Consider the following 23448-nt stretch of genomic DNA (forward strand, 5'->3'; position numbering starts at 1 on the left):
CTGCGCGGGTAACCGAGACCGGGCGCAGTCACGAGAGGCCCCCATGACCCAGACCCATCCCGACTACCAGCTGAGCCAGCTCGACCAGCTGGAGGCGGAGTCGATCCACATCTTCCGCGAGGTCGCCGCGGAGTTCGAGAAGCCGGTGCTGATGTTCTCCGGCGGCAAGGACTCCATCGTGATGCTGCGACTGGCCGAGAAGGCCTTCTACCCGGCGAAGATCCCGTTCCCGGTGCTGCAGGTCGACACCGGCTACGACTTCCCCGAGGTGCTGGCGACCCGGGACAGCTGGGTCAGCCGCCTCGGCGTACGCCTCGTCGTCGCCGGTGTCGAGGACGCGATCGCGAAGGGCATCGTCGTCGACGACGGCAAGACCTCGCGCAACCGGCTGCAGATCGGCACGCTGCTCAACGCCATCGAGGAGGAGGGCTTCACCGCCGCCTTCGGTGGCGGGCGCCGCGACGAGGAGAAGGCCCGCGCCAAGGAGCGCGTCTACTCCCACCGCGACGAGTTCGGCCAGTGGGACCCGAAGATGCAGCGCCCCGAGCTCTGGTCGCTGTACAACGGCCGGATCCACGGCGGCGAGCACATGCGGATCTTCCCGCTGAGCAACTGGACCGAGCTCGACATCTGGCACTACATCGGCCAGGAGCAGATCGAGATCCCGTCGATCTACTTCTCCCACCAGCGCAAGGTCTTCGAGCGCGACGGGATGCTGCTCTCCGAGAGCGAGCACAACCCGTGCCGGCCCGGCGAGACCGTCGAGGAGCGCACCGTGCGGTTCCGCACCGTCGGCGACCTGACGCTGACCGGCTGTGTCGAGAGCACGGCCTCGACCATCGACGAGATCATCGACGAGATCGCCGTCGCGACCCTCACCGAGCGAGGCGCCACTCGTGGCGACGACCGGTTCTCCGAGGCAGCCATGGAGGACCGGAAGAAGGAAGGCTACTTCTGATGGTTTCGACAAGCTCAACCACCGAGACGACCGTCGGGCGGTCCATGGACCTCCTGCGGTTCGCCACCGCCGGCTCTGTCGACGACGGCAAGTCCACCCTCATCGGCCGGCTGCTGCTGGACTCCAAGGCGATCTTCGCCGACCAGCTCGAGGCGGTCGAGGCGACCAGCGTCTCCAAGGGCTACGACTACACCGACCTGGCGCTGCTCACCGACGGCCTTCGCTCGGAGCGCGAGCAGGGCATCACCATCGACGTCGCCTACCGCTACTTCGCGACCCCCAACCGCAAGTTCATCATCGCCGACACCCCGGGCCACGTGCAGTACACCCGCAACATGGTCACCGGCGCCTCGACCGCCGACCTGGGCCTGGTGCTCGTCGACGCCCGGCAGGGCCTCACCGAGCAGTCCCGCCGGCACGCGGTGATCCTCTCGCTGCTGCGCGTCCCGCACCTGGTGCTCGCGGTGAACAAGATGGACCTCGTCGACTTCGACCAGGCCACCTTCGACCGGATCCACCAGGAGTTCACCTCCTTCGCGACCAAGCTGAACATCCCCGACCTCGAGGTCATCCCGATCTCGGCGCTCCAGGGCGACAACGTGGTCAACCGGTCCGAGAACATGCCCTGGTACCAGGGCCCGAGCCTCATGCACCACCTCGAGCACGTGCACGTGGCCTCCGACCGCGATCTGGTCGACGCGCGCTTCCCGGTGCAGTACGTCATCAGGCCCAAGTCCGACGACTTCCACGACTATCGCGGGTACGCCGGGCAGCTGGCGGGCGGGATCCTCAAGCCGGGCGACGAGGTCGTCGTACTCCCCTCGGGCATGACCAGCACGATCGCCGCCATCGACCTCTTCGACAACGAGATCGACGAGGCGTTCCCGCCGATGTCGGTCACGGTGCGCCTCGCCGACGACGTGGACGTCTCGCGCGGCGACATGATCGCCCGGGTCAAGAACGCGCCGACCCCGAGCCAGGACATCGACGCGATGGTGTGCTGGATGACCAACGAGCCGCTGCGCAAGGGCCAGAAGCTGGCGATCAAGCACACCACCCGCGCGGGCCGGGCCCTGGTCAAGGACATCCAGTACCGCCTCGACGTCAACACGTTGCACCGCGACACCGAGACCGCAGCGACCGGCGGCCTTGGCCTGAACGAGATCGGCCGCGTCCAGCTGCGCACCACGGTGCCGCTGCTGTGCGACTCCTACTCCAAGAACCGCACCACCGGGTCGTTCATCCTGATCGACGAGGCGACCGGCGTCACCGTCGGCGCCGGGATGATCAACTAGCTCTTCCGCCAGAAGACTCCGGTCCAGTCGATCTGCTCAATGGGATCAGTGATCTTGTGTTCGGCGCGGTAGTCGCTGATCGCCTGCCTGCACCCCTCAACCGCTCCGTAGTCGTCGACGATGCAGTAACCACCCGGCGAAAGCCTGGGGTACAACGCCTCGATCGCCTGGATCGTCGACGAATACATATCGCCATCGAGACGCAGCACGGCCAGTTGCTCGATCGGCGCCGTGGGCAGCGTGTCGGCGAACCATCCGACGAGAAACCGCACCTGGTCGTCGAGGAGGTCGTAGCGCCGGAAGTTGGCCCGCACCTGCTCCACACCGACCCTCAGAGCGTCCTGGGTGAAGAACCTGTCACCGGCGTCCGAGGGATAGCGATGGGGATCCGGTCTTGGTAGACCCTCGAATGAGTCGGCTACCCAAACTGTTCGGTCGGTGATCGCGTGAGCCTTCAGGATGGCGCGCATGAAGATCGTGGCGCCGCCTCTCCACACGCCGGTCTCGATGAGGTCGCCCGGGATGCCCTCAAGGAGGACCCTCTCAACGCAGTACTGAAGGTTGTCCATGCGGCGGTTGCCGATCATAGACAGGGCCCGCGCGGGCCAGTCTCGCCCGTCTTCTCGCAGGTCGGGGTCGTACGGTCGCTTGCGGGCTATCTCGAGCCCGCCTCGGTCCAGTATGGAGGTCACCGTGCGGGCGGCGCGGCCCTTCAGGTTCGTCGGGGTGGCAGTGTTGACCCCGAGGACCTGGTCGCCGTCTTCGAATGCCGCTCCGGTAAGGACTCGCTTGAGCAGTTGGAGATAGAGCTCGGCGGCTCGCGATTGTGTCTCGGGCATGGCGACAGAATGTCACGTCGCATCTTCACTGCACGTCTTGGCAGCGGTCCAGTCGGCCCAGATCGTGCACACAGGCCCTTGCAAGAGCACCCACGAGGTGCGACCGATCGGGTGTGGGCCTGGGACTGCCATTCTCCGAGGCGGCAGCATCAAGTGCGGCGCCTATGATCACCAGGACCAGCGCGACAGATCAAGAGGTAGCGGCAGGCGATGAATCCTTCACCCCGAGCACGTGCCTACTGGGCAAAGAGGTCGACCGTGAAGGGGGCGTTCTGGGACCTCGACTTCCTGCTCTTCGACTTGATCCTGAACGCGCAGACCGACACACGGACAACTGGTGACCTCCTCGAAATCGGCGCACTGTACGGGAAGAGCACGATCCTCCTGGGCCTGAGTGCCACCGCCGGCGAGGAGGTCGTTGTTTGTGACGTCTTCGAGGAAGCGAGTGCCAATCTGGCGAACGACATCGAGAACACGCTGTCCTATCCGGAACTCGCGCGAGCGCAGTTTGAGCAGAACTACAGGACCTGGGTACCCCGGCCGGCACGCGTTGTTCAGGGACTCTCGGACACGATCACCCAGCACGTTGCGGCGAAGTGTCTTCGGTTTGCGCACATAGACGGTGGCCATCACTTCGACGTCGTGGCCGACGACCTGCGAAACACGCGAGACCTGCTTGGCGACCGCGGGATCATGGTCATCGACGACTTCAGGGCGTTGCACACGCCTGGCGTCGCTGCAGCGGCCTGGACTGCGGTGGTCGACGACGGGCTTGTTCCGTTCTGCGTGAGCGAGCAGAAGCTGTACGCAAGCTGGAGCGTCGGGGCCGCAGAGCAGATGCTGGAAACGGTGCGTGCGTGGGCGAGTAACCACACCGGCGAACTGAATGCCGGGGTGCAGAACGTCGCGGGACACTCGATTCTGATCTTGGAGAACCCACTGCCTTCAACTCCCCGCGATCGCCTCGTCCGACTCATTCCGCCAGCCGTCAAGTTGGCCCTGCGTGGCCGGCCGAAGCCCTATCTCGGTCAGCCGCTGTAGCAGCCCAGATGTAGCGGACGCCCCGTTGATGCGACCCTCGCCCTTGAGGATCCGGGTCATCGCCGAGCAAACACGTCGGTGCGCACGCGAACCGCCTGAGACGCGACGACGCACGCCACGAGAGGCAATGCGCCTGTGGCGGCGGAAGACGACACGGCAATCAGCACGACGTTGTGGAGGACGAAGCCCGCGACGACCTCGATGGCGACGACCGCTACGGCGACCGTCACAGCGATCGCCATGAGTACTTCGTACCGTCGAGCGGCGACGAGTACTGCACCGGGTATTCCTGCAAGGAGGTTGACTATCTGACCAGCACCCAGCACCGCAACGAAGACAGAGACGTCTTCGTAGGCAGACCCACCCAGTTGCACGGCCAGCGGCGACACCACGGCCAGAAGGCCGACATAGGCCAGCACTCCCAGGATGGCAGCAAGCCGGATCGCGCGGATCAGACGGGACTGGATGGATTCATAGTTTGAGCGCGCAATCGCCGACGCGAGATAGGGAGATGCGCCGCCGGTGATGGCGGCACCCAGCATGGCGATGCCGCTCACGAGCGTGACGGCTAGGGCATAGGACGCCGTGGTCGCGTCGTCGGCCACGGAGCCAACGATCCAAACGTCAGCGCCACCGATGAGGGTGGCCGCGAAAGTGGTGAGCACCATGGTGAGGTGACCCCGCCACAACGTGCGTCCGCTGAGGAGGGGATGCGCCCGCCACCAGCGCACGTTCCTGGGCAGCATGGCCGTGGCGACCACGCAGACCACCGCAGAAGCGCCTGATGCATCGAGGAGAATTGTCGTGCGGTCGAGCCCGCCTCCGAGAATGCCCTCCACGCCGAGAAGCAGGAGGAAGAGCGGCGCGCGAATCCCATAGCTGGCGAACGCTGCTGGCCCGAACTTGAGGTCAGCGCGGTACGTCTCGGCCACGACCAGACGTACAACATCACTCGCCAGCCAAAGCGCCACCGCCCCGACCTCAATGCCCGAGAGGCCGCTCGACAGGGAGTAGTCGAGCGTGGAGCGACTGAACGGCAGGCACACAAGGACGCTGCCAATCAGGCCTGTGCCGATCGAGAACGCGACGAGGTCTGCGGCCTTGGACCATGCCGCGTCGCTCCCCTTACCCGCCGCAGCGCGAACTTCTGAGACAACGATGCGATCAGCGCCGAATCGAACGAGATTGCCGATCACCGCCACGATCAATGTCAGAACGACCACGTCTGCATAGTTGGCAGGCGTGGTGACAGCCACCATGAGCAAGCCGGCGGCAAACGTGGAGAACGTCGAAGCGACAATTCCCGTGCCTGTCCACAAGGTTCCGTTCGCTAGCTCACCGCCGCCCTTGAGCTGCCTCAAGAGCCGACCTCGCTCGCGGGGAATGACGGGGGACGGCCCCTCGGGAGCACCGGTCATCGGGTGATCGCCTGAGTCGATGAGTCGCGCGACGCCGCGATACAGCCCGCGTAAGGAGCCCGGGCCGACTCCAAGACCAGCACTCTTGACACCTCATCCGATGAGCGGCGAATTGCCCAGACGCCGTGAGATCCGACGATACGACACGTGCCGCCGTTCGTTCGATCTGCCACCACCTGCCAGTTCCGGCCACTCTGCCGAAGCGGACGATGTGTTGCTCTCGCCGGTTCTGCGGCCGATGTGCTCAACTGGACCCGCAGTGATCTGCCCGACATCTAGAGAGGTCGCACATGGCCAAACGGCGCCAGGCAATCGCGGCACTGCAGGCCCTGGGAGTGTCCCGGGGGCTGGCGGTGATATACCGGGCCGCAACCGGACGACGTCCGGCCATCGCGGCGCAGGTGTGGGCGGCCACTGAGGGCCGCCGGCTCCTCGAGCTGGGAGGCCCGTCAGTCATTTTCCGGACCGACAACCTGCTCTCCGTCTACGGCCGTGCGACGTCTATCGACAACGTGAACTACGCCGCGGCAACTCTCTGGGAGTCTGACCTCAAGGACGGTGGAGACTACAGCCCCGAGGGCAAGCCGCTCGGGGTCCAGATGCTGCGTGAGGCCACCGACCTCGGCGATATTGGGACCTACGACACGATCCTGTCGTCGCATCTCATCGAGCATGTCGCAAACCCGTTGCGAGCGCTGCATGAGTGGCTTCGTGTCTGCGCTGAAGGCGGCGCCCTAGTTCTTGTCCTGCCGCACCGAGGAGCGACGTTCGATCACCGCCGCCCGCTCACCACTCTCGACCACATGACGAGCGACGAGCACGCCCGGCGTGGCGAGGACGACACGACCCACGTTGAGGAAGTGCTGCAACGTCACGACCTCAGCCGCGACGAAGGGGTTTCGTCCATGGACGAGCTGGCCCAACGGCTGGCGAACAACGAGCAGACGCGAGCCATGCATCATCATGTCTACAACGTCCGCACCGCCGTCGAGATGGTCGCGCATGTCGGCTGGTCGGTCGAGGCTGCTGAGTTCACCTGGCCCCACATCGTGATCGTTGCCCGCAAGTCAGCCGGGTCGGGACCAGGAACCATCCGCAGCCCCTTCCCCGAGGATCGCGCACGGCGATAGGACATGGCGTGCCAGTCAACCCTCGGCACTCACCGCTGCCGCGTGTGACTGCCGCCATGCTGCAGGAGAACCCACTCATATGGCGTTGATAGTTGGCGTGGTAGCGATGTCTTTCGCCCTAGTACCCGCCGTCACCCTGGTTCTGCGCCGCATGGGTGTGGTCGACGTGCCCAACAATCGATCTTCACACGTGGTCGTCACACCCCGTGGGGGCGGAGTCGCAGTTGGGCTGTCGATGCTGGCCGGGGTCTTGCTGTCGTCTCGCAACATTGGCCAAATCGAAATTGTGCTGCTCGGTGGCGCGACCCTCCTGGGCATAGTTGGCTTCTGTGACGACGTCCGGGGCCTGGATGCAAGGCTTCGCCTCGTGATGCAGGCGACCGTGGCGGCAATCGGTGCGGCTATCGTCACCCGCTCCTTCGACCCGCAAGCCGTCACGATGGCGGCAGGCATCGTCCTGTTTGTCGGCTTCACCAACGCCTTCAACTTCATGGACGGAATCAACGGGATATCTGGTCTGTTTGCCATCTGGTCTGGTACGTGGCTAGCGATCCTCACTGGTCGAGGTGCTCCGGAGTGGCTGGTCGTTTACGGCCTGGCGTTGGCCGGAGCGGCCGGGGGGTTCCTGCCTTGGAACCTTTCGGGCCGCGTCTTCCTCGGAGATGTGGGCAGCTATTTCATCGGGTTTGCCATCGCAGGAGGGGTGTTCGTCGCGGCTCTCAGCGGCGCCGGCTGGCTTGAGTCTCTGGCCCTGTTGGCGATCTACTGCGCGGACACGTCGTGGGCGCTGCTCAAGCGTGTTCGCCGCGGAAGTTCATGGCGTGCGGCCCACAAGGAACATGTGTACCAGAGACTCGTCGACGCCGGCCTCCGTCACCCTGTCGTCGCCACGATTGTCTCCGGCGCAACCGTCATGACCTCCCTCTCCTCTTTTGTGCCGTGGCCGACGCCATGGCGTCTCGGTCTGATTGCACTGATCTGCTACGTCTATGTGTGCCTTCCCAGACTGTTACTGAACAACCGGATCGTGGCGGGCTGAGTGCCCTGTGCCAGCCAAGAGCGGTCCGCTGCAGCAGCCGAGCCACTGCTACTCGCGGTGCCTTCCGACACCGCATTGAGAGGAGCTTGGGATGAAGATCCTGATCACGGGCGGGGCAGGGTTCATTGGACTCCACACCGCCCGTGCGCTGGCGAGTGACCATGATCTGGTAGCCATCGACAACCTGCTTCCGCAGGTTCATCTGGACCCCGAGACGAGCCGTGCCAACTTCCCAGGAACCGTCCTGGTCGCAGACGTGTGTGATGAGGAAGCCTGGAAGCGGATAGGGTCTTGCGACCTCGTCATCCATCTGGCGGCTGAGACCGGAGTTGGTCAGTCAATGTACGAGAAGGATCGGTATTTTCGGGTCAATGTCTCGGGAACAAGCGTTGCCGCGCGCTTCGCCGCTGAATGGGACGCGCCGTTGGTATCGGTGAGCTCTCGCGCCGTGTACGGCGAAGGACGCTGCGAGTGTGAGGCTCACGGCACCCGGTTTGGCGGCCGTTGCTGTGGAGCCGCGAATCCAGCGCCATCCAGCGAGAATGACGAACTTCGGCCAGTGTCATTCTATGGAGAGACCAAGTCGCTAGCTGAGCGTGAGGTTGCCGTTCTTGCAGCACAGGTGCCCACCACGGTGATCCGACCCCAGAACGTGGTCGGCCCAGGGCAGGCGCTTCACAATCCCTACACCGGCGTGCTCGCAGCGTTCCTGGCTCGGCTACGTGAGGGAAAACCTCTCTCGGTGTACGGGGATGGCACAGCCACCCGAGACTTCATGCATGTGGACGATCTGGCAAGGATTCTGGCCTGGGCCATCACGCATCCTCCAGACACAGGTAAAGTTCGCATCCTGAACGCCGGGACCGGCGTGCGCACGACTCTCAACGAACTCGCGGCCACCGCGATCGCTGGCAGCCCACGCACCGACACGACCATCGAGCACGTTCCGGTTCATCGCCCCGGCGACATCGAGCATGCTTGCGCTGACGTTTCCCGTCTGCAAGAGGTGAGAGCCCCGGCACCGCGTTGGACCAGTCGCGATGCCATCGTCGACTTCATCCGGAAGTCTTGGGGGAAAAAGGGCGCGGAGTCGTCGGTCTGGAACGATGCACTGGACGAGCTCTCCGGACGAGGTCTGGCCTGAAAATGCACGACCCTGCAGCGTCATCTCCGGGCGAACCGCCGCGCCAGGTCCACGCACTTGTCGTCAGCTTCAACCCGGGGCCGAAGCTGGCTTCGCTCGTCGAGACGCTTCGCCACGACGGATTGCCGGTGTCGGTCGTCGACAACGGGTCATCCAGTGGGCTGACCGATCTGGATGCGTGCACTGAGATGGGAGCAACGGTCGCGTTCCTCGGCGAGAACACGGGGATTGCAGGGGCCCTTTCCGCAGGGGAGCGACTCGCAGCCCCGAGCGACTGGCTGTTGACGTTTGACCAGGACAGCGTCATAGAGCCTGGCTTCGTTCATCAGCTGCTCAGCTCGGAGGCAGTTGCCGACGAATCGGTAGCCATCGTGGCCCCGTGCATATTCGATGACCGCTCCGGAAATGTCCTGCAGGGTCGTATCGCAGAGATCTCCGCGCACCGAGTCCCACTCGCCATGACGTCCGGCGCCCTCACACGCCGAACGGCTCTCAAGGCCGTCGGCGGATATCGCGAAGAGCTCTTCATCGATCATGTGGACCATGACATCTGTCTCCGACTGCGTCGAGCCGGCTACTCGATCGCCCTGGAGCCCAAGGCGCGAATGCGTCACTCCGTCGGCTCGATGTCTGAGCACCACTTCGGGACCCTGACAATCCGCGCGAGTCACCACGCGGCGGATCGTCAGTACTACAAGTACCGGAACTTCGTCCTCATTCTTCGGAGCCGGATTGCTCTCATTGACACTCCATGGGCTCTGCGGACAGTGGTGTCCCTCGTCGTGGCACCACTGAAGATCCTTGCCTTCGAGAAGGACAAGGTGCACAAGCTGGCAGCCGTCGTGGCCGGTCTCAGAGACGGGATCATGGGGCGCGGGGGCAGACGACCTCGGAGAACGCAACAGTGAACGCGGGTGAAATGACCGGGCGTCGGGTGCTCTTCATCGGCACACCCTTTTTCGGCTACTTCCGGCAGATCATCGCGGCCTTCGAAGCACGCGGGTACGTCGTGGACCACTACGACGATCGACCCAGTGACAAGTCCGTGATCAAGGGCGCCATCAAGGTGCGCCCGTCGGCAATGCAACTCGTGGTGCGACATCATCTGGATCAGATTCTGAAGCGCACTGGCCAGCGGCAGTACGACTTGATCTTCGTGCTCAACGGCAAGGCTCTTACAGAGGCATTCGTGCAGACCTTGCGGGATCGTCAGCCTCAAGCCCAGGCAGTTCTGTACCTGTGGGACGCGATCGAGCTCTACCCTCACGTGCTCGACTTCGCACCCCTTTTCGACCGGCGTTACACGTTCGATCGTCGAGACGCAATGAAGCATCCCCGGTTCGAGCTACTGCCGTTGTTCTACTCGCACGACTACAAGTCCTTGGCAGAACAGCCGGTCACGGACCCCACGTACGATCTGATCACCGTCTGCACGGCACACGCGAATCGATACGCAATCATGAAGAGAATGCTTCCCGAGCTCAGGGCTGATGGCCTCCGCGTGTTCTCGTACCTGTACCTAGACCCGTTGCAACTTGCCTACAACCGCCTCTACGAGCCTGTGTTCAAGGGCGCTCGACTCAGGGATTTTCGGACTCGTCCGATGAACGCCCGCGCATACCTGGAGCTACTGCGCCAGTCGTGCGCCGTGCTCGACATCAATCATTCGGCGCAGACAGGCCTGACCATCCGGACGATCGAAACACTAGGAGCACGCAAGAAGCTGATCACCACCAACCAGGAGGTAGAGGAATATGCCTTCTACGATCCCAGTCGCATCCTTGTCATCGACCCGGCAGATCTGGACGTCGCATCGGTCCGTGAATTCCTCGAGGCGCCGATGACACCGCTCGAGGAGCGTAAATATGAGGCACTGGGAATCGACCACTGGGTGGCGACCATCATTGACCCGGAGTCGATCGATGAATAGGTACTCTCTGGGAGAGCAGGCGAAGGTCGTTTACGCGCTGGTTCTCACGAAACTACGTTTCCGCGGCGCACGACTGGTGCGGCGGCCGGTCTACTTTCGGGGACTGCGTTACGCCGAGATCCATCCGGGACTCACCACCGGCTACTCCTGCCGCTTCGATGTCGGCGGAGACGACAGCACCGGGACGACGTTGACAATCGGCAGAGATTGTCGGATGGGCGACAACGTCCATGTCGTCGCGGGCAGGCGCGTCGACATCGGCCACAGCTGCTTGATGGCGTCCAAGGTCTTCATCTCGGACACAAGCCATGGTGAGTATCGCGGGCCGAACCAGTCGCGAGCCGATAGCAGCCCTCACGATCGCGTGCTCACCTATCGCCCGGTCTCGATCGGTGACAACGTCTGGATAGGTGAAAACGTCTGCATCCTGCCAGGGGTCACCCTGGGCGACGGCTGCATCGTGAACGCCAATGCGGTGGTCTCCACAGATTTCCCCGCCGGATCAATGATTGCAGGCGTGCCCGCACGACTGGCCAAGCGGTGGGACGACGCAACGGGTGCCTGGGAGCCAGTCGGGTGAAGATATCGGTCTGCATGGCCACCTTCCAGGGCGCAGATTTCGTTGCAGAACAGCTCGCATCCATTCTTCCCCAAATTGGGCCCTCTGACGAAGTGATCGTCGTCGACGATTGTTCGTCGGATCAGACGATGGAAATCTTAGAAGGCGTGGGGGATCCGAGGGTCTCCATTCGACGGAACGAACACACGCTGGGATACAGCAGGAACTTCGAACGCGCTCTCGCGTCCGCCACCGGTGATGTGATATTCATCGCCGACCAAGATGATGTCTGGCTGCCGGGGAAAGTAGCTGTATCGCTGGAGGCGCTGCAGCGACACGATCTGATTGTTCACGACGTGCACGTGGTCGATGGCGAACTCAACACGATCGCCGAGTCTCACTTTCGTGAGCACAACGTTCGCGGAGGATTCGTTCACAATCTCTGGAAGACCCGGTACATCGGCGCTGCGATGGCCATGCATCGCAATGTCCTCGCAGCGGCTCTACCGTTTCCACGGCGTTCCCACTTGTGCGAGTACGACTACTGGATCGCGACCTTGGGCGAGGCGTTCTTCGATGTGGGACGCGTCAGGGAACCACTCATGCTGTACAGACGTCATGGCGCCACGGCCTCGACCGGCGGGTACCGCAGCGACAATGGGCTGCGTCACAAGGTTGCCGTTCGGTTCTACACCCTGATCTGTCTCGCGCGACGCCGCGCGCGACGTGGCCGTGGTGGTCGGTGAAGCGCAGAGGTGTCAGGGACGTTGGTATCGGTGACAACGCGACCTCGCCCAAGTGCTGGGATCCCCATGAGAGTGCCTAGCACCGGGTAGGCCAGCGCGAACGACACTCCGGAGTAGCTCAGCGTGTTGTGGAAGAACATGAAGGCGACCATGCTGCCGCCGAGGGCCAACGCAACGCGGACCCAGTCGCCCTTCGAGGCCATCGCGGCAACCGTCACGAGTGCGAGTAGCGCGAAGAACGTGATCCAGAGGCCCAGGAAACCGTTGAATTTCCAGGCTGAAGCGAAACCCGTGGAAACGTTGAAGTAGCTGGCCACGTCGGGAGTCTGCGGGTTGAAATCGGGAAACAGGCGCTTCGTCGCAAAGTCTGGAATCAAGTTCACGACCGTCGATCCGAGATCGTTGAGCGGCGATTGATATGTCACTGCGTAGTTCAAATTGCCGAGCGGGGAAACTGCATACATGTACGTCCAGACAAACTGATGCGGCATCCAGTCCGGGTACTCGCTGGTGAGATGAGCGAGCCGCACAATATGCTCGTTATCAGAGAACTTGTCCCCTTCACGCAGATTTCCCACCCCACCGAATGCGTATGCGACCAAGATTGCTAAGAAAACTCCCCGGATGATTCGGGGGAGTGAAAACGTAACGCAACTACCCACGATGATTCCCGCTGCGAGGAACGACAGGATCATCGCTCCACGGCTGAGGAGGAGCAGGAACATCAGCTCTATGGCAACAAACTGAGCTGCGAAGGCAAGACGTATCGCCTTGCCGCGGGCCAATGCGAATCGATAGGCCACGACCGTCGCGTAGAACATCGCGAACGTCGTCAGCAGCACGCCGACGACGGGGAGCTGGGGAAAATTGCCGTATTCGAATGTCGAACCTCTGAGCACGACATCGACGAACGGTACCTGGCCCACTGCGAGGAACTGCACCAAGAAGCTCGCCACGATCGCCCACGTCACGGCCCAATTGGATCGTACGACGGTCTCGGGCGTTGAACGAGGCGGACACAGCGTGTCGATTCGCCCTTGAAGCAAAGCTCCCGCCCCGGCGGAAACGGAAATGCTCGCGACCAAGAACGCCGTCAACGTCCTGTCCAGAGGGGCGTAGAGGGCGGACCACGAGAACACGTAGAGCAGAAGGATCGTCGCGCAGATGGAAGCGTAGAGAAGCAGGGGATTGAGGAGAAGACTGGCCCTTCCCGCCCGCGGCGGGTGGCGCAGCAAGTCTTGCTTGATGTCCGATTTCCTCTCGCAACGTCTCCCGCGGTGGCACGTGTCAATATCGCGGGATGCCGCCCGTTTCGCAACCCCGTCCCCGCAGAACGAGCACTCACCACTGCCTTGTTCGCGCGGACCCCTCGAGCCGCGCAACCAACGAACGTAGTGTCAGGATCCGTTGATGATCGTTGCCAGCTCACGCCACCCGTCCAGTCCCAGCGGCGGGCGCCAGCCCTGGTCGAGCAACCACCCTGACACCTGTGCTTGTCCGAACCAGAGCATTTCAAGGCGGCGGACGTCGGCTCGCATTCTCGCGGAAGGCAGCGATGCCGCGCGCCCGAGAGCCAATGATGCTCTTGCCACCGGACTCGGTATCCGTGCCGGGACCTTCCCACCAAGGATCGTGAGCACGGACATCGTCGTCATGCCCTCGGACGGCTGGAGGACAACCTGCGGGAGCGCACCGTCGTACTTGCAGAGGAAGGCCACGGCCGACGCCACGTTCTGAACCAGGACTTGCGGAGTGGCGGCCGACCCGTCACCAGCCACGCTAGCCCACGGGGAACGGGCGAGACGACCGATCGTGCGCGTGACATGACGACCAGCTCCATGCACCGAGGTCGGGCGAAACAGAACTGTCTCGGGACAGCCCTCGAGGACCTTCTCCCCCAGCGCCTTCGCGCGACTGTAGGGGCTGAAGGGACGGACGTCAGCGGTCTCGTCGAGGAGAGGGCGCCGGCCTTGCACCGCGGATGAAGAAACCTGCACGAACCGGTCGACGTCCGCCGCAACGGCTGCCTCCCGAATCATCCGCGGCAGAACCGCGTTGGCTCCGAACATCGCCTCCTCGAAATGGGCGCTCGCGTCCGAGATCCCGGCCGCATTCACGACGACGTCGACGCCGTGAAGGGACCGAGCGAGGTCCTCGACGACGGCCGGTTGTCGACTCAAGGCTTGATTGACCTGGGCCAACCCGCCTGGCCGAACAGTCAATCGGGGCGCACGTACCTCTCGCACGTCAACGTCGGCGGACTTGAGCGCCTCTCGCACGGCCGAACCTACGAAGCCCGAGCTTCCCACCAGGGCGACCGCCAATTGTTCAGGCATAGTTCTCCTCAGCTCGGCTGAGCACGCGCGGCAAGACGAGGCACGCACCAGCCAGGGTCGAGAAGAAGAGCATCGTGGTGGGCCTTGGATCCACGCTATAGCGCGAGATGACCCGGACCCCGGCGTTCTGGCTCCATCGCCCCTAGACCTCGACAGTGCTCGGATGTCAGGCAGAGGCTCATGTCAGGCACCGCCGGCCAACGGCGAGGACGCCCCGAGTTGCGTCGCGCAGGCCTTGAGGGACTTGGCCGCCAATTCACCGTGGTCCCACGGATCCATCTCACGCGCCTCCAGCGGATCGAAGGCTGGCACCTGGGTATGCGACACCCGCGGGTGAACTGGACGCTGATCCTGTTCGCCCTCTCCCAGTCGGACCTCGTGCATCTTCTCGCCCTCGCGCAGTCCTGTGTAGACGATCTCGACCCGCTTGCCGGACAGCTCGATCAACTGGCGCGCCACCGCGTCGATCGACACTGGCTCGCCCATGTCCAGGACGAGCGCCTCGCCGTCGCGACCGATCGCGGCTGCCTGGATCATCAGCTGCACGGCCTCCTGGACAGTCATGAAGTAGCGGGTGACCTCGGGGTGGGTCACCGTCACCGGCCCGCCGGCGGCGATCTGGGCCGTGAACGCGTCGAGAACGGATCCGCGGCTGCCCAGCACGTTTCCGAAACGGACGGAGAGGTAGGTGCCTTCCGCCTCCTCGGCGATCGCCGCGGTGAGACCCTCGGCCAGCCGCTTCGAGTAGCCGAGCACGCTGCACGGGTTGGCGGCCTTGTCGGTGGAGATGTTCACGAAGCGCTCGACGTGGTGGGCCTTCGCCGCCTCAAGGATGCTCAGCGTGCCCCAGACGTTGGTCTTGATCGCCTCCCCCGGATACTGCTCGAGCATCGGCAGGTGCTTCAGTGCGGCGGCATGGAAGACGACCTGCGGACAGCGGGCCTCGAATAGGGTGTCGATGTAGAGCGAGTCGCGGATGTCGGCGAGCACTACGTCGTCGCCGTCGAGCATGGCGCGGCCGTAGATCGACAGCTGCACGGCGTGGAGCGCGGACTCGTCACGGTCCAGCATGATCAGCTCGGCGGGCCCGAAGCGGGCGATCTGCCGGCAGAGCTCGGAGCCGATTGAGCCACCGGCTCCCGTCACCAGCACGCGCTTGCCGGTCAGGTAGCCGGCGATCGACTCGATGTCCGTGTCGATCTGGTGTCGACCCAGCAGGTCGGTGAGCTCGAGGTCGCGGACGTCGGACAGCGACACCTGGTGAGGGGTGAGCATGTCCGCGGCGGTGGGCACCACCTTGAGCTCGAGGCCCGCCCGCTGGGCCTGGTCGTGCAGGTCCCGGATGAGGTCGGAGTCGGCCGAGGAGATCGCAATGATCGCAGTCGTCGCCTCGAACCGCTCGGCCACCGCCGCCAGGTCTTGCGTGCCCCCGTGCACCGCGACTCCATGGAAGCGGCGATGACGCTTGCGTCCGTCGTCCTCGAGCATCGCGACCGGCACCCACGGGGCGTCGGCCTCGCCCTGGAGGAAGCGGACGAGGCGCTGCGCCGTGTCGCCGGCGCCGACGATCACTGCGCGGGTCTGGCTCCGCGTCTCGAAGCCCGTCCGTCGCCTGTCGCGCAGCACCCGATAGGCCATCCGAGCCCACAGCATGAGGGTGAGCGCAACGACCGGCGACAGGACGAGGGCGGTGCGCGTCACGAACTGGCCCGCGGCCAGGTTGACGACCAGCTCCGTCACGCCGACAACGGCCGCCACGGTGCCCACCAGGACGACGTCCTCGAAGCTGCCGGCGGCGGCGCGGCCCTGGTGCAGGTGGACGCTCAGGCCGACGACGACGAACAGCGCGCCGCAGAGCAGGCCCAGCAGCAACGAGTTCACCAGCGGGAAGGGACGCACGCCCTCCGCGAACTCCTGCAGCCAGCCCGTGCCCAGGAAGGCCGCCGTCCAGGCCCCGAGGTCGAGGCCGGCCAGCACCACGGTCCTCGACGACGTCCTCAGCACATGATCACTTCCCCCGAAACATTGCCGCCGCAGTGGATGCGCCTTGGACGGACCCGAGCACAGTAACAAGCCAGGAGAACGCCGGTGAACAAGTTGGTCCGGGTCATGAGCGACCTGACCCGCTGCTCGTGCAGGTGTCGCCGACCCGGGTGACCGCCGGGCGGGCGGTGATGCCCGGCGTCACGCTGAGCCGGGCCGGACGGTCCTGGCCCTGCGCTGACCTGATCCGCCAGCTGACCCGCACGGTGTCACCGCGGCTGAGCAGTACGACGGTGCTGGCGACCGGCCGGCCACGATCGTCTACGACGTCGGCCTGGGTCGGCTCGCCGGCCACGCTCAGTTTGCTCAGCTCGCCGCCCTTCGGCCCGTAGAGGCGCACCAGCACGAGCTGTTGGCCCTTCGGCGTGCCGAAGTCGCCCGGGCCCGTGATGAACACCGGCAGCTGGTCGGCCGGCGGGCTGTGCGCCGTGAAGGTCAGGTCCACGTACGCCGCGAACTGCTGCTGGCCACCGGCGCAGCTCTCGGACACCACACGCGGCATGCTGCGCAGGTAGTAGGACATCTTCGAGCCGGTGGCGTCGTTGAGGTAGATGCCCAGCTGCGGCACCCGCGGGTCGTGCGCCTCGAGGTCGCCGGCGACGTTGGTGCCGGCGAGGACGTCCTGCACGTCGGTGTCGAAGGAGTGCACGTAGATCCGGCCCTCGCTCGCGCCCTGGGCCAGCGCCCCGATCAGTGTCTCGGGCGACTCGACACCCGCGGTGACCTTGTCGAACACGTCCCTCGCGACAGTGCGGAAGAACGCGTCCTGGCCCTCGTTGTCCGGGATCCGGAAGTAGACCTGGTTGAGGAGCTCGCTGGTCGCGTTGTCGCTGGTCAGCGTCACGCCGCCGGGAGCCTGCACCGGGCCGGTCGCGCGCAAGAGGTAGGAGAGCGTCACCGCGTCGACGCTGATCACCCCGTCGAGCTGCTGGCCGTGCCGGAGCTGCCACATCTGGCGGACGAGCGCGGCCGTGCGTGGGAACTCAGGGGTGAAGTTGGTGTCCTGGAAGAATTCCGCGAGCTGGGTGTCGTAGAGCGCGTGCTCGGCCGGCGACTGAGGTAGCACCGGCTGGTCGAACTGCCCCACGTCGACGGCGGTGCCCTGCTGGACCAGAGCGAGCTTGCCCCGGTCCGCGCGCAGGACGGCGTACGCCCCCGGCAGTCCGCCGGTCGCGCGGATCTCGGCGTTGTTGTCGAACATCAAGAGGTAAGTCCGTGGGCCGTCCGCGCCCAGCATGCTGGGGAGCACCTGGGCCGTCCGGTCTGCGGCCGTGAGCGCGGAGTCGGCCTGCTCGATCTGCTCGGCCAGGCTGAGCACGCCCTCACGCACCCAGGCATGCAGGTGTGAGGACGTGACGGCACGGGTGCGGTCCACGGCGTCGTTCAGGTTGCGATGGGCACGGGCCAGCTGCGGCTGCAGCTTTGTGATCGCACCGAGGTCGACCCGTCCTTGGCGAGGGATCAGCTTCGCGCGCACGTCGGAGTCGGATTCCTCGACCAGCTCGGCCAAGGTGCCTGAGGCAAGGTCGTCGCCGACAGCGGCCACGGTGCGCACGGCGTCGACGTCGTCACCCCAGACCGGCAGGGCTGCGCCGATCGACCAGAGCGGTCCGTCGGTGCGTCCATGGGCTCGCGACAGCCGGTGCTGCAACCGTGTCAGCGACGCCTGGGCGCCGCGCTGGTCGTCGGCCAGCAGTGCCTTCTTGAGCCTTGGTGCCTCCACCCGCGCGGCCTGCAGGTCGGAGCGCACCCCGAGGACGGACCAGGCCGCGTAGAGGCCGACCGCGACGAGGATGGCGCCGATCGCCCCGAGCCACCGCGCCCAATGGACTGAGCGGGTGTCTCGGGGCGTGCGGTATCGCTGTGGCACTAGGGGTGCTACTGCGTCGCGACTGCGGTCAGCCGCGGAGGCGGGTGCCCACGGTAGCGGAGACGCAACCCTTGTAGACGGAGTTGACGGGCGGCATGTAGCGGGCGTTCACGCGGTAGCGGCCGTTCGCGAGGTGGCGGAAGGCGAACTTCTGCACACCGCCGGTGTAGAGCACGATCTTGCGCTTGACGATCACGTAGGACCCGCCGGCGCGCTTCTTGTACAGGCGCAGCTTCACGTTGCCCGTCGGGACGGCGTTGCCGGCCGTCACGCTGAACGAGACCCGGATGCGGTGGTGGTGGGACCGCGCAGGCACCGAGATGCCACAGGCGGTGGTGACGGAGCCCGGGTAGGCGGTCGACGTCGCATTGGCCGTGGTCGGTACGAGCAGCATGCTGAAGGACAGAGCGAGCGCGGCGATGACGGCCGAGATCAACTTCATGAGGTTTCTCCCCGTTGTTTTGGGTGCACGACCAGGTGTCCGTACCTCCCGCACCTTACACACACGCGACCGGCAGGGTCACCGCTCCGGCGAAGCCAGCGCGGTTCTTCAGCGCCCTTGGCTGAACTAGGCTGTCGCCCCGTGTCCGGGTCCGACCCGGATCACGGCCGACGCGACAGGGGACTCCTCGTGGAACTGCGTGACTACCTCAGCATCGCCCGCCGACGATGGCTGCTCATCGCCGGTGCGGTGCTCGCGGTCGTGGCCGTCGCCGCGGTGCTGACGGCCCAGGCCACGCCGATGTATGCCTCGACGGCCAGGGTGTTCGTCTCCACGACACCGAGCAACTCCACCGACGCCTATCAGGGCGGCCTGTTCTCCCAGCAGCGCGTCAGCTCGTACGCCGACCTGCTCAACGGCCTGGACCTCTCGCAGCGGGTCATCGACGACCTCGACCTGACCATGTCGGCGGTGGAGCTGGCCGGCAAGATCAGAGCGAGCGTCGTACCGGACACGGTGGTCCTGAAGATCACCGTGACCGATCCCAGCCCCATCCAGGCTCAGCGGATCAACGACGCCGTCGTGGCGCAGCTGCAGAAGTTCGTCACGGAGCTGGAGACGCCGCCGGGCCAGGACGTGCCGCTGCTCAAGGCGACCGTTGTCGACTCACCGCGGCTGCCTGACAGCCCCGTGTCACCGCGCCCGGTCCGCAACATCGGGCTCGCGCTCGTCCTGGGGCTGCTCCTCGGGTTCGGGCTCGCCGTCCTGCGCGAGGTCCTCGACAACAGCGTGAAGGGGGTCGCGGACGTGCCGGCCCTCGGCGAGACGCCGGTGCTCGGCAGCATGGTCTTCGACCAGGAGGTGCAGAAGCAGCCGCTGATCAGCGCGCTGTCGCCCCACGCTCCGCGTGCCGAGGCCTACCGCGTCCTGCGTACCAACCTGTCGTTCATTGACGTCGACCAGGCGAGCAAGGCGTTCGTGGTCACGAGTTCGGTGCCGAACGAGGGGAAGTCGACGATCGCGGTGAACGCTGCGATCGCGCTGGCCAGCGCCGGCCAGCGGGTGCTGCTCCTCGACGGCGACATGCGGCGCCCGCAGGTCGCGCACTTCCTCGGCCTCGAGGAGAATGTGGGGCTGACCAGCGTGCTCGTGGGCAGCGTGGGCTACGCCGACGTCCTCCAGCAGCACGCCGCGTCCGGGCTGACAGTGATGACCGCCGGGCCGATCCCACCCAACCCAGCGGAGTTGCTGCAGTCCAAGGCGATGAGCGATCTGCTGGCCAAACTTCGCCACGACTACGACGTCATCCTGATCGACTCTCCCCCACTCCTCCCGGTCACCGACGGTGCGCTGCTCGCCTCGGAGACCGACGGCGCCGTGCTGGTCGTCCGGCACGGGAAGACGACGAAGGACCAAGTGGCCAGCGCGGTCGCTCGTCTGGAGAGCGTCGGGTCAGCGCCGCTCGGGGTCGTCTTCAATATGATCCCGACCAGGCGCGGAGCGAAGTACGGCTACGGGTACGGATACGGCTACGCCCCCAAGGAGGGCGGCCACCCGGCCGCCTCGGTGTAGCGACCCCGCTGACGGGCCACAGCACCGATAGGATCGTCCGGTTCCGGGCACGCACGGAACGCGCCGTCGGGATCTACCCGGGGTCACCTTCCGCGAACGGCGGGTTCGATGCCGTCGCCTTCGGCTCGCTCTGGGTCACGAACTTCGACGACGACACCGTGTGGTGAGATCGCCTCACTGGTTAGGGCAGGCGCTGCGCGGACGTGCCCTAATTCTGGGTTCGCTGGGCCTTGGTGGCCTCTGCGAGGTCACCCAGCCGCTCGGCGTCGGCGTGCTTCTCGGACGCCTTCTGCTCTGCCTGGCGGGCCTCGTCGAGCTCGTTCGCGGCCTTTAGCTGCGCAGCCTTCTTCCGTGCTCCGGCTGCCGACTCGACATTCTTCTTGCGCTGCTCCACGGTGCGGGTGCGGCTCTCCGCCCGCCGGTCCGCCGCGGCCTTCTTGCCGGCAGCAGTCTTCCGCGCGCCGGCTCTGGCCTGCTGCCTGCCGCGGGCCTCGACGGAGTCGGCCTCCTCGAGCCCGGCGACCACGCGACCCTCCGCCTCGTCGCGCTCACGAGCGGCTTCCTCGAAGCCGGCCTCCACCACCTCTCGGGCCTGCTGGCGCTTCCCGGCGGCCCGGCCCTCGAGCTTCGCCGCGGTGACGAGCGTGCGGGAACGCGCGAGCCGCTCAGCGCCGCGCCCGGCGATCTCCGGGTTGCCCAGGACGGTGCCGGCCAGCCGGTCCGCCGAGCCGAGGGCCCGGTCCAGCGCAACTCGCGGGATCGATGTCTCGGAGAGCCTCTCGGACAGCTTCTCGTCGACGAGGGCGAGCGGAAGGCGCGCCAGCTCGTAGGGCAGGGCGATGACGGTGCTGATCATGGTGGTCCTCACTTCTCGGTCTGCGCGCGCAGCTGCGCGGCCTCCTGGTCGTCCACGGCGGCCTCGGTCTGCAGGTTGCTGCTCTCGGCGACCGCGGTGGTCTCGGTCCGGTCCGCGTCGGCAACGAGTGCCTCGGCTTCCCTCACCCGGGAAGCCGCGACGTGGTCGGCCTGCTCGTCCGCAGCCTCGCGACCGACGGCCTCCTGGCGAGCGGCGTCACGCTCGGCCGTCACGTGCTCACGCTCGCGCTGCTGCTCGATCCCGGACTCGGCGCGGGCGGCCTCGGCGTGGGCAGCACGGGTCTGCTCGGCCGCTTCACTGCTGCTCTCGCGCAGCTCCTGGGTGGCCTGGTCACGCTTCGCGTCGGCGACCGCTTGGCCGGTCAACGCGTCCTTCCGCCTGTCTGCCTCCGCCTGCTGGAGCCGTCCCTCCTCCACCAGGTCGTCCTTGCCGCTCACGGCGCCGGCGACCTCCTTCGCCTTGCCGGCAACGCGGTCGAAGAATCCTTCACGGGCCTCTGCTGCTCTGTCGTTGCTCATGCCGTCCCCGTGCCCGCATGGCGGCCGCCGATTCGCGGCGGTCCTTGTGACATGGACCGCAATGTGCGCCAGCGGTGCCGGTGTGGTCAGTGAGGTGCGAGTGGAAGCTAACGCAGGGAGGGCAGGACCCGCTCGCCGTAGAACTCGATCATCGCTCGGTGGTGCGGCCCCATGTTGGCCACGTGGACGGCGTCGTACCCCGCCTTGCGGTAGGTCTCGATCTGCTCGAGGTGCGCATCGGGATCGTTGCCCGCGACCACCGAGCTCTTCGTCGACTCCATCGTCACCAGCGAGCTCGCCTGCTCGAAGTGCTCGGGCGTCGGCAGGACCTGGGCCATCTCGCCGGGGAGCCCGGCGTTCGGCCAGAGCCGGTGGGCGTGCTCCCAGCCTTCCTCCGCCGTGGGCGCGAACGCCACCTTCGCGCCCGCATGGGCCGGCTTGCCGCCCGATGCGCTCTTGAACTGGCGCACCTGCTCCGCGTCGGGTGCGGTGTTGAGGTAGCCGTCGCCGATGCGCGCCGCGAGCTCGATCGCCTTCGGGCCGAACCCCGACACGTAGATCTCGGGCGGCTCCTCGGGGAGGTTGTAGATGCGGGCATGGTCGACCTCGTAGTACTTGCCCTCCCACGTGACGACCTCCCCCGACCAGAGCAGGCGGATCAGCTCGACCGCTTCCTCGAGCATCTCGAGGCGCCGGTCCGCGGTCGGCCAGGGATCCCCGAGGATGTGCTCGTTGAGCGCCTCGCCGGAGCCCACCCCGAGCACGAACCGGCCTCCCGTCAGCTGGCCACACGTCGCGGCGGCCTGGGCGATGATCGCCGGATGGATCCGGACCGTCGGGCAGGTCACCGCCGTGGTCACCGGCAGCGAGCAGACCTGGCTGATCGCCCCGATCATCGTCCACACGAAGGGACTGTTGCCCTGTTCGTCGTTCCACGGGTGGAAGTGGTCACTGATCCACAGGCTCTCGAAGCCGGCCGCCTCGGCCGCGCGAGCCTGCTCGAGCAGGGCCTCCGGCCCGTACTCCTCCGTGGACAGGAAGTAGCCGATCTCCATGGGTTCTCCTTCCGTGGAGCTGGCCAATACCCGCGGTCGAGAGGGTCATGCCGGCGTCGGGCGAGCCCGGCGCGGGTGGCTTTTGACTTCAAGTACTTGAAGTTCCTACCGTCGTAGGGGTGACGACAGCAGCGACCCGGCGCAGCTACACGATCAAGGAGGCGGCCGCCCTCACGGGGCTGCCGGCGAGCACCCTGCGCTACTACGAGTCCATCGGAGTGATCCCTCCGGTCAGCCGCGGCTCGAGCAGCAGGCATCGCGTCTACGGCGAGGACGACCTCGACCAGCTCATGTGGGTCGCCTGCCTGGCGGCCACGGGCATGTCGGTCAGCGACATGCGCCAGTACGTCGCCAACGGTGGCCGCGGCCCCGAGGCGGCGGCGGAGCAGATCGAGCTGCTCGCCGCGCAGGAGCGCCGGCTGGCCGTCGAGGCCGAGCTGGTCGCGCTGCGCCAGCGCTACGTCCGGGTCAAGATCGCCTACTGGCGTGCGGTCGAGACCGGAGACACCACCCGCGCCGACGCGATCTCCGAGGAGGCACGCGCGCTGGCGGACGCCCTGAAGCGCAATCCGAAGCAGTGACGACAGCGCCGCGCTGCGGACCGGGTCCGCGGCCGCCGTGCGCCCGAAAGGAGAA

Annotated in this window: 22 protein-coding genes; 12 read left to right on the plus strand and 10 right to left on the minus strand. The window is 65.8% G+C overall.

Annotated elements, in window-relative coordinates; translation table 11 throughout:
* Positions 1-43 precede the first annotated feature (43 nt).
* Both cysD and ACVW00_RS17185 read left to right on the plus strand, forming a co-directional pair.
* Positions 44-958, plus strand: coding sequence for a sulfate adenylyltransferase subunit CysD (gene cysD / locus ACVW00_RS17180; RefSeq protein WP_457112111.1), 915 nt, complete (start codon positions 44-46; stop codon positions 956-958).
* Positions 958-2253 carry a sulfate adenylyltransferase subunit 1 gene (locus ACVW00_RS17185; protein WP_457112112.1) on the plus strand — a complete coding sequence of 432 codons (1296 nt, stop codon included), beginning with the start codon at positions 958-960 and terminating at the stop codon, positions 2251-2253. The genes cysD and ACVW00_RS17185 overlap by 1 nt, the downstream gene beginning before the upstream one ends.
* Here the strand turns inward: ACVW00_RS17185 and ACVW00_RS17190 are convergent.
* Complete coding sequence (locus ACVW00_RS17190; protein ID WP_457112113.1) at positions 2250-3092, minus strand: TylF/MycF family methyltransferase; 843 nt, start codon at positions 3090-3092, stop codon at positions 2250-2252. The genes ACVW00_RS17185 and ACVW00_RS17190 overlap by 4 nt on opposite strands.
* Before the next feature lie 258 nt (positions 3093-3350).
* Here ACVW00_RS17190 and ACVW00_RS17195 point away from each other — a divergent pair, with 258 nt between their 5' ends.
* On the plus strand, positions 3351-4133 hold the full coding sequence (locus tag ACVW00_RS17195; protein WP_457112114.1) for a class I SAM-dependent methyltransferase: 783 nt from the start codon (positions 3351-3353) through the stop codon (positions 4131-4133).
* A 56-nt stretch (positions 4134-4189) separates the two neighbouring features.
* Here the strand turns inward: ACVW00_RS17195 and ACVW00_RS17200 are convergent, their stop codons facing one another.
* Positions 4190-5494 (minus strand): lipopolysaccharide biosynthesis protein, encoded by a 1305-nt coding sequence (locus tag ACVW00_RS17200; protein ID WP_457112115.1) that lies wholly within the window; start codon positions 5492-5494, stop codon positions 4190-4192.
* A gap of 347 nt (positions 5495-5841) precedes the next feature.
* On the opposite strand from ACVW00_RS17200, the gene ACVW00_RS17205 reads away from it, so the two are divergent.
* From ACVW00_RS17205 to ACVW00_RS17235, 7 genes are all read left to right on the plus strand, one after another.
* Positions 5842-6681, plus strand: coding sequence for a methyltransferase domain-containing protein (locus tag ACVW00_RS17205; protein ID WP_457112116.1), 840 nt, complete (start codon positions 5842-5844; stop codon positions 6679-6681).
* Positions 6682-6787: 106 nt separating this feature from the next.
* Positions 6788-7720, plus strand: coding sequence for a hypothetical protein (locus ACVW00_RS17210; RefSeq protein ID WP_457112117.1), 933 nt, complete (start codon positions 6788-6790; stop codon positions 7718-7720).
* A gap of 91 nt (positions 7721-7811) precedes the next feature.
* Positions 7812-8864 (plus strand): NAD-dependent epimerase/dehydratase family protein, encoded by a 1053-nt coding sequence (locus ACVW00_RS17215; RefSeq protein ID WP_457112118.1) that lies wholly within the window; start codon positions 7812-7814, stop codon positions 8862-8864.
* 2 nt (positions 8865-8866) lie between these two features.
* Positions 8867-9772: a glycosyltransferase family 2 protein gene (locus tag ACVW00_RS17220; RefSeq protein WP_457112119.1), complete on the plus strand. Its 906-nt coding sequence runs from the start codon at positions 8867-8869 to the stop codon at positions 9770-9772.
* Positions 9769-10794, plus strand: coding sequence for a hypothetical protein (locus ACVW00_RS17225; RefSeq protein ID WP_457112120.1), 1026 nt, complete (start codon positions 9769-9771; stop codon positions 10792-10794). Before ACVW00_RS17220 ends, ACVW00_RS17225 begins: the two co-directional genes overlap by 4 nt.
* Positions 10787-11374 carry a DapH/DapD/GlmU-related protein gene (locus ACVW00_RS17230; RefSeq protein ID WP_457112121.1) on the plus strand — a complete coding sequence of 196 codons (588 nt, stop codon included), beginning with the start codon at positions 10787-10789 and terminating at the stop codon, positions 11372-11374. Before ACVW00_RS17225 ends, ACVW00_RS17230 begins: the two co-directional genes overlap by 8 nt.
* A 14-nt stretch (positions 11375-11388) precedes the next feature.
* Complete coding sequence (locus ACVW00_RS17235) at positions 11389-12099, plus strand: glycosyltransferase (RefSeq protein ID WP_457112122.1); 711 nt, start codon at positions 11389-11391, stop codon at positions 12097-12099.
* Here ACVW00_RS17235 and ACVW00_RS17240 read toward each other — a convergent pair.
* The 5 genes from ACVW00_RS17240 to ACVW00_RS17260 all read right to left on the minus strand — a co-directional run bounded on the left by ACVW00_RS17240 (position 12042) and on the right by ACVW00_RS17260 (position 18790).
* Positions 12042-13070 carry a hypothetical protein gene (locus ACVW00_RS17240; protein WP_457112123.1) on the minus strand — a complete coding sequence of 343 codons (1029 nt, stop codon included), beginning with the start codon at positions 13068-13070 and terminating at the stop codon, positions 12042-12044. The two genes, ACVW00_RS17235 and ACVW00_RS17240, sit on opposite strands and share 58 nt — an antisense overlap.
* 426 nt (positions 13071-13496) lie before the next feature.
* Complete coding sequence (locus ACVW00_RS17245) at positions 13497-14435, minus strand: NAD-dependent epimerase/dehydratase family protein (RefSeq protein WP_457112124.1); 939 nt, start codon at positions 14433-14435, stop codon at positions 13497-13499.
* Between the two features lie 183 nt (positions 14436-14618).
* On the minus strand, positions 14619-16439 hold the full coding sequence (locus ACVW00_RS17250; protein ID WP_457112125.1) for a polysaccharide biosynthesis protein: 1821 nt from the start codon (positions 16437-16439) through the stop codon (positions 14619-14621).
* 103 nt (positions 16440-16542) lie between these two features.
* Positions 16543-18348, minus strand: coding sequence for a DUF4012 domain-containing protein (locus tag ACVW00_RS17255; protein ID WP_457112126.1), 1806 nt, complete (start codon positions 18346-18348; stop codon positions 16543-16545).
* Positions 18349-18376: 28 nt separating this feature from the next.
* Positions 18377-18790 carry a hypothetical protein gene (locus tag ACVW00_RS17260; protein ID WP_457112127.1) on the minus strand — a complete coding sequence of 138 codons (414 nt, stop codon included), beginning with the start codon at positions 18788-18790 and terminating at the stop codon, positions 18377-18379.
* Positions 18791-18979: 189 nt separating this feature from the next.
* Between ACVW00_RS17260 and ACVW00_RS17265 the strand changes: the two genes are divergently transcribed.
* On the plus strand, positions 18980-20362 hold the full coding sequence (locus ACVW00_RS17265) for a polysaccharide biosynthesis tyrosine autokinase (RefSeq protein ID WP_457112128.1): 1383 nt from the start codon (positions 18980-18982) through the stop codon (positions 20360-20362).
* 208 nt (positions 20363-20570) lie between these two features.
* Here the strand turns inward: ACVW00_RS17265 and ACVW00_RS17270 are convergent, their stop codons facing one another.
* The 3 genes from ACVW00_RS17270 to ACVW00_RS17280 all read right to left on the minus strand — a co-directional run bounded on the left by ACVW00_RS17270 (position 20571) and on the right by ACVW00_RS17280 (position 22812).
* A complete protein-coding gene (locus tag ACVW00_RS17270) occupies positions 20571-21218 on the minus strand; it encodes a hypothetical protein (RefSeq protein WP_457112129.1) in 648 nt (215 codons plus the stop codon).
* A gap of 8 nt (positions 21219-21226) precedes the next feature.
* The gene (locus tag ACVW00_RS17275) at positions 21227-21757 is read right to left on the minus strand and encodes a hypothetical protein (protein ID WP_457112130.1); all 531 of its coding nucleotides are present in this window, start codon (positions 21755-21757) and stop codon (positions 21227-21229) included.
* A 107-nt stretch (positions 21758-21864) separates the two neighbouring features.
* A complete protein-coding gene (locus ACVW00_RS17280) occupies positions 21865-22812 on the minus strand; it encodes a TIGR03557 family F420-dependent LLM class oxidoreductase (protein ID WP_457112131.1) in 948 nt (315 codons plus the stop codon).
* Positions 22813-22931: 119 nt separating this feature from the next.
* On the opposite strand from ACVW00_RS17280, the gene ACVW00_RS17285 reads away from it, so the two are divergent.
* Complete coding sequence (locus ACVW00_RS17285; protein WP_457112132.1) at positions 22932-23393, plus strand: MerR family transcriptional regulator; 462 nt, start codon at positions 22932-22934, stop codon at positions 23391-23393.
* Positions 23394-23448 lie beyond the last annotated feature (55 nt).

The sequence above is a fragment of the Marmoricola sp. URHA0025 HA25 genome (assembly GCF_054059435.1).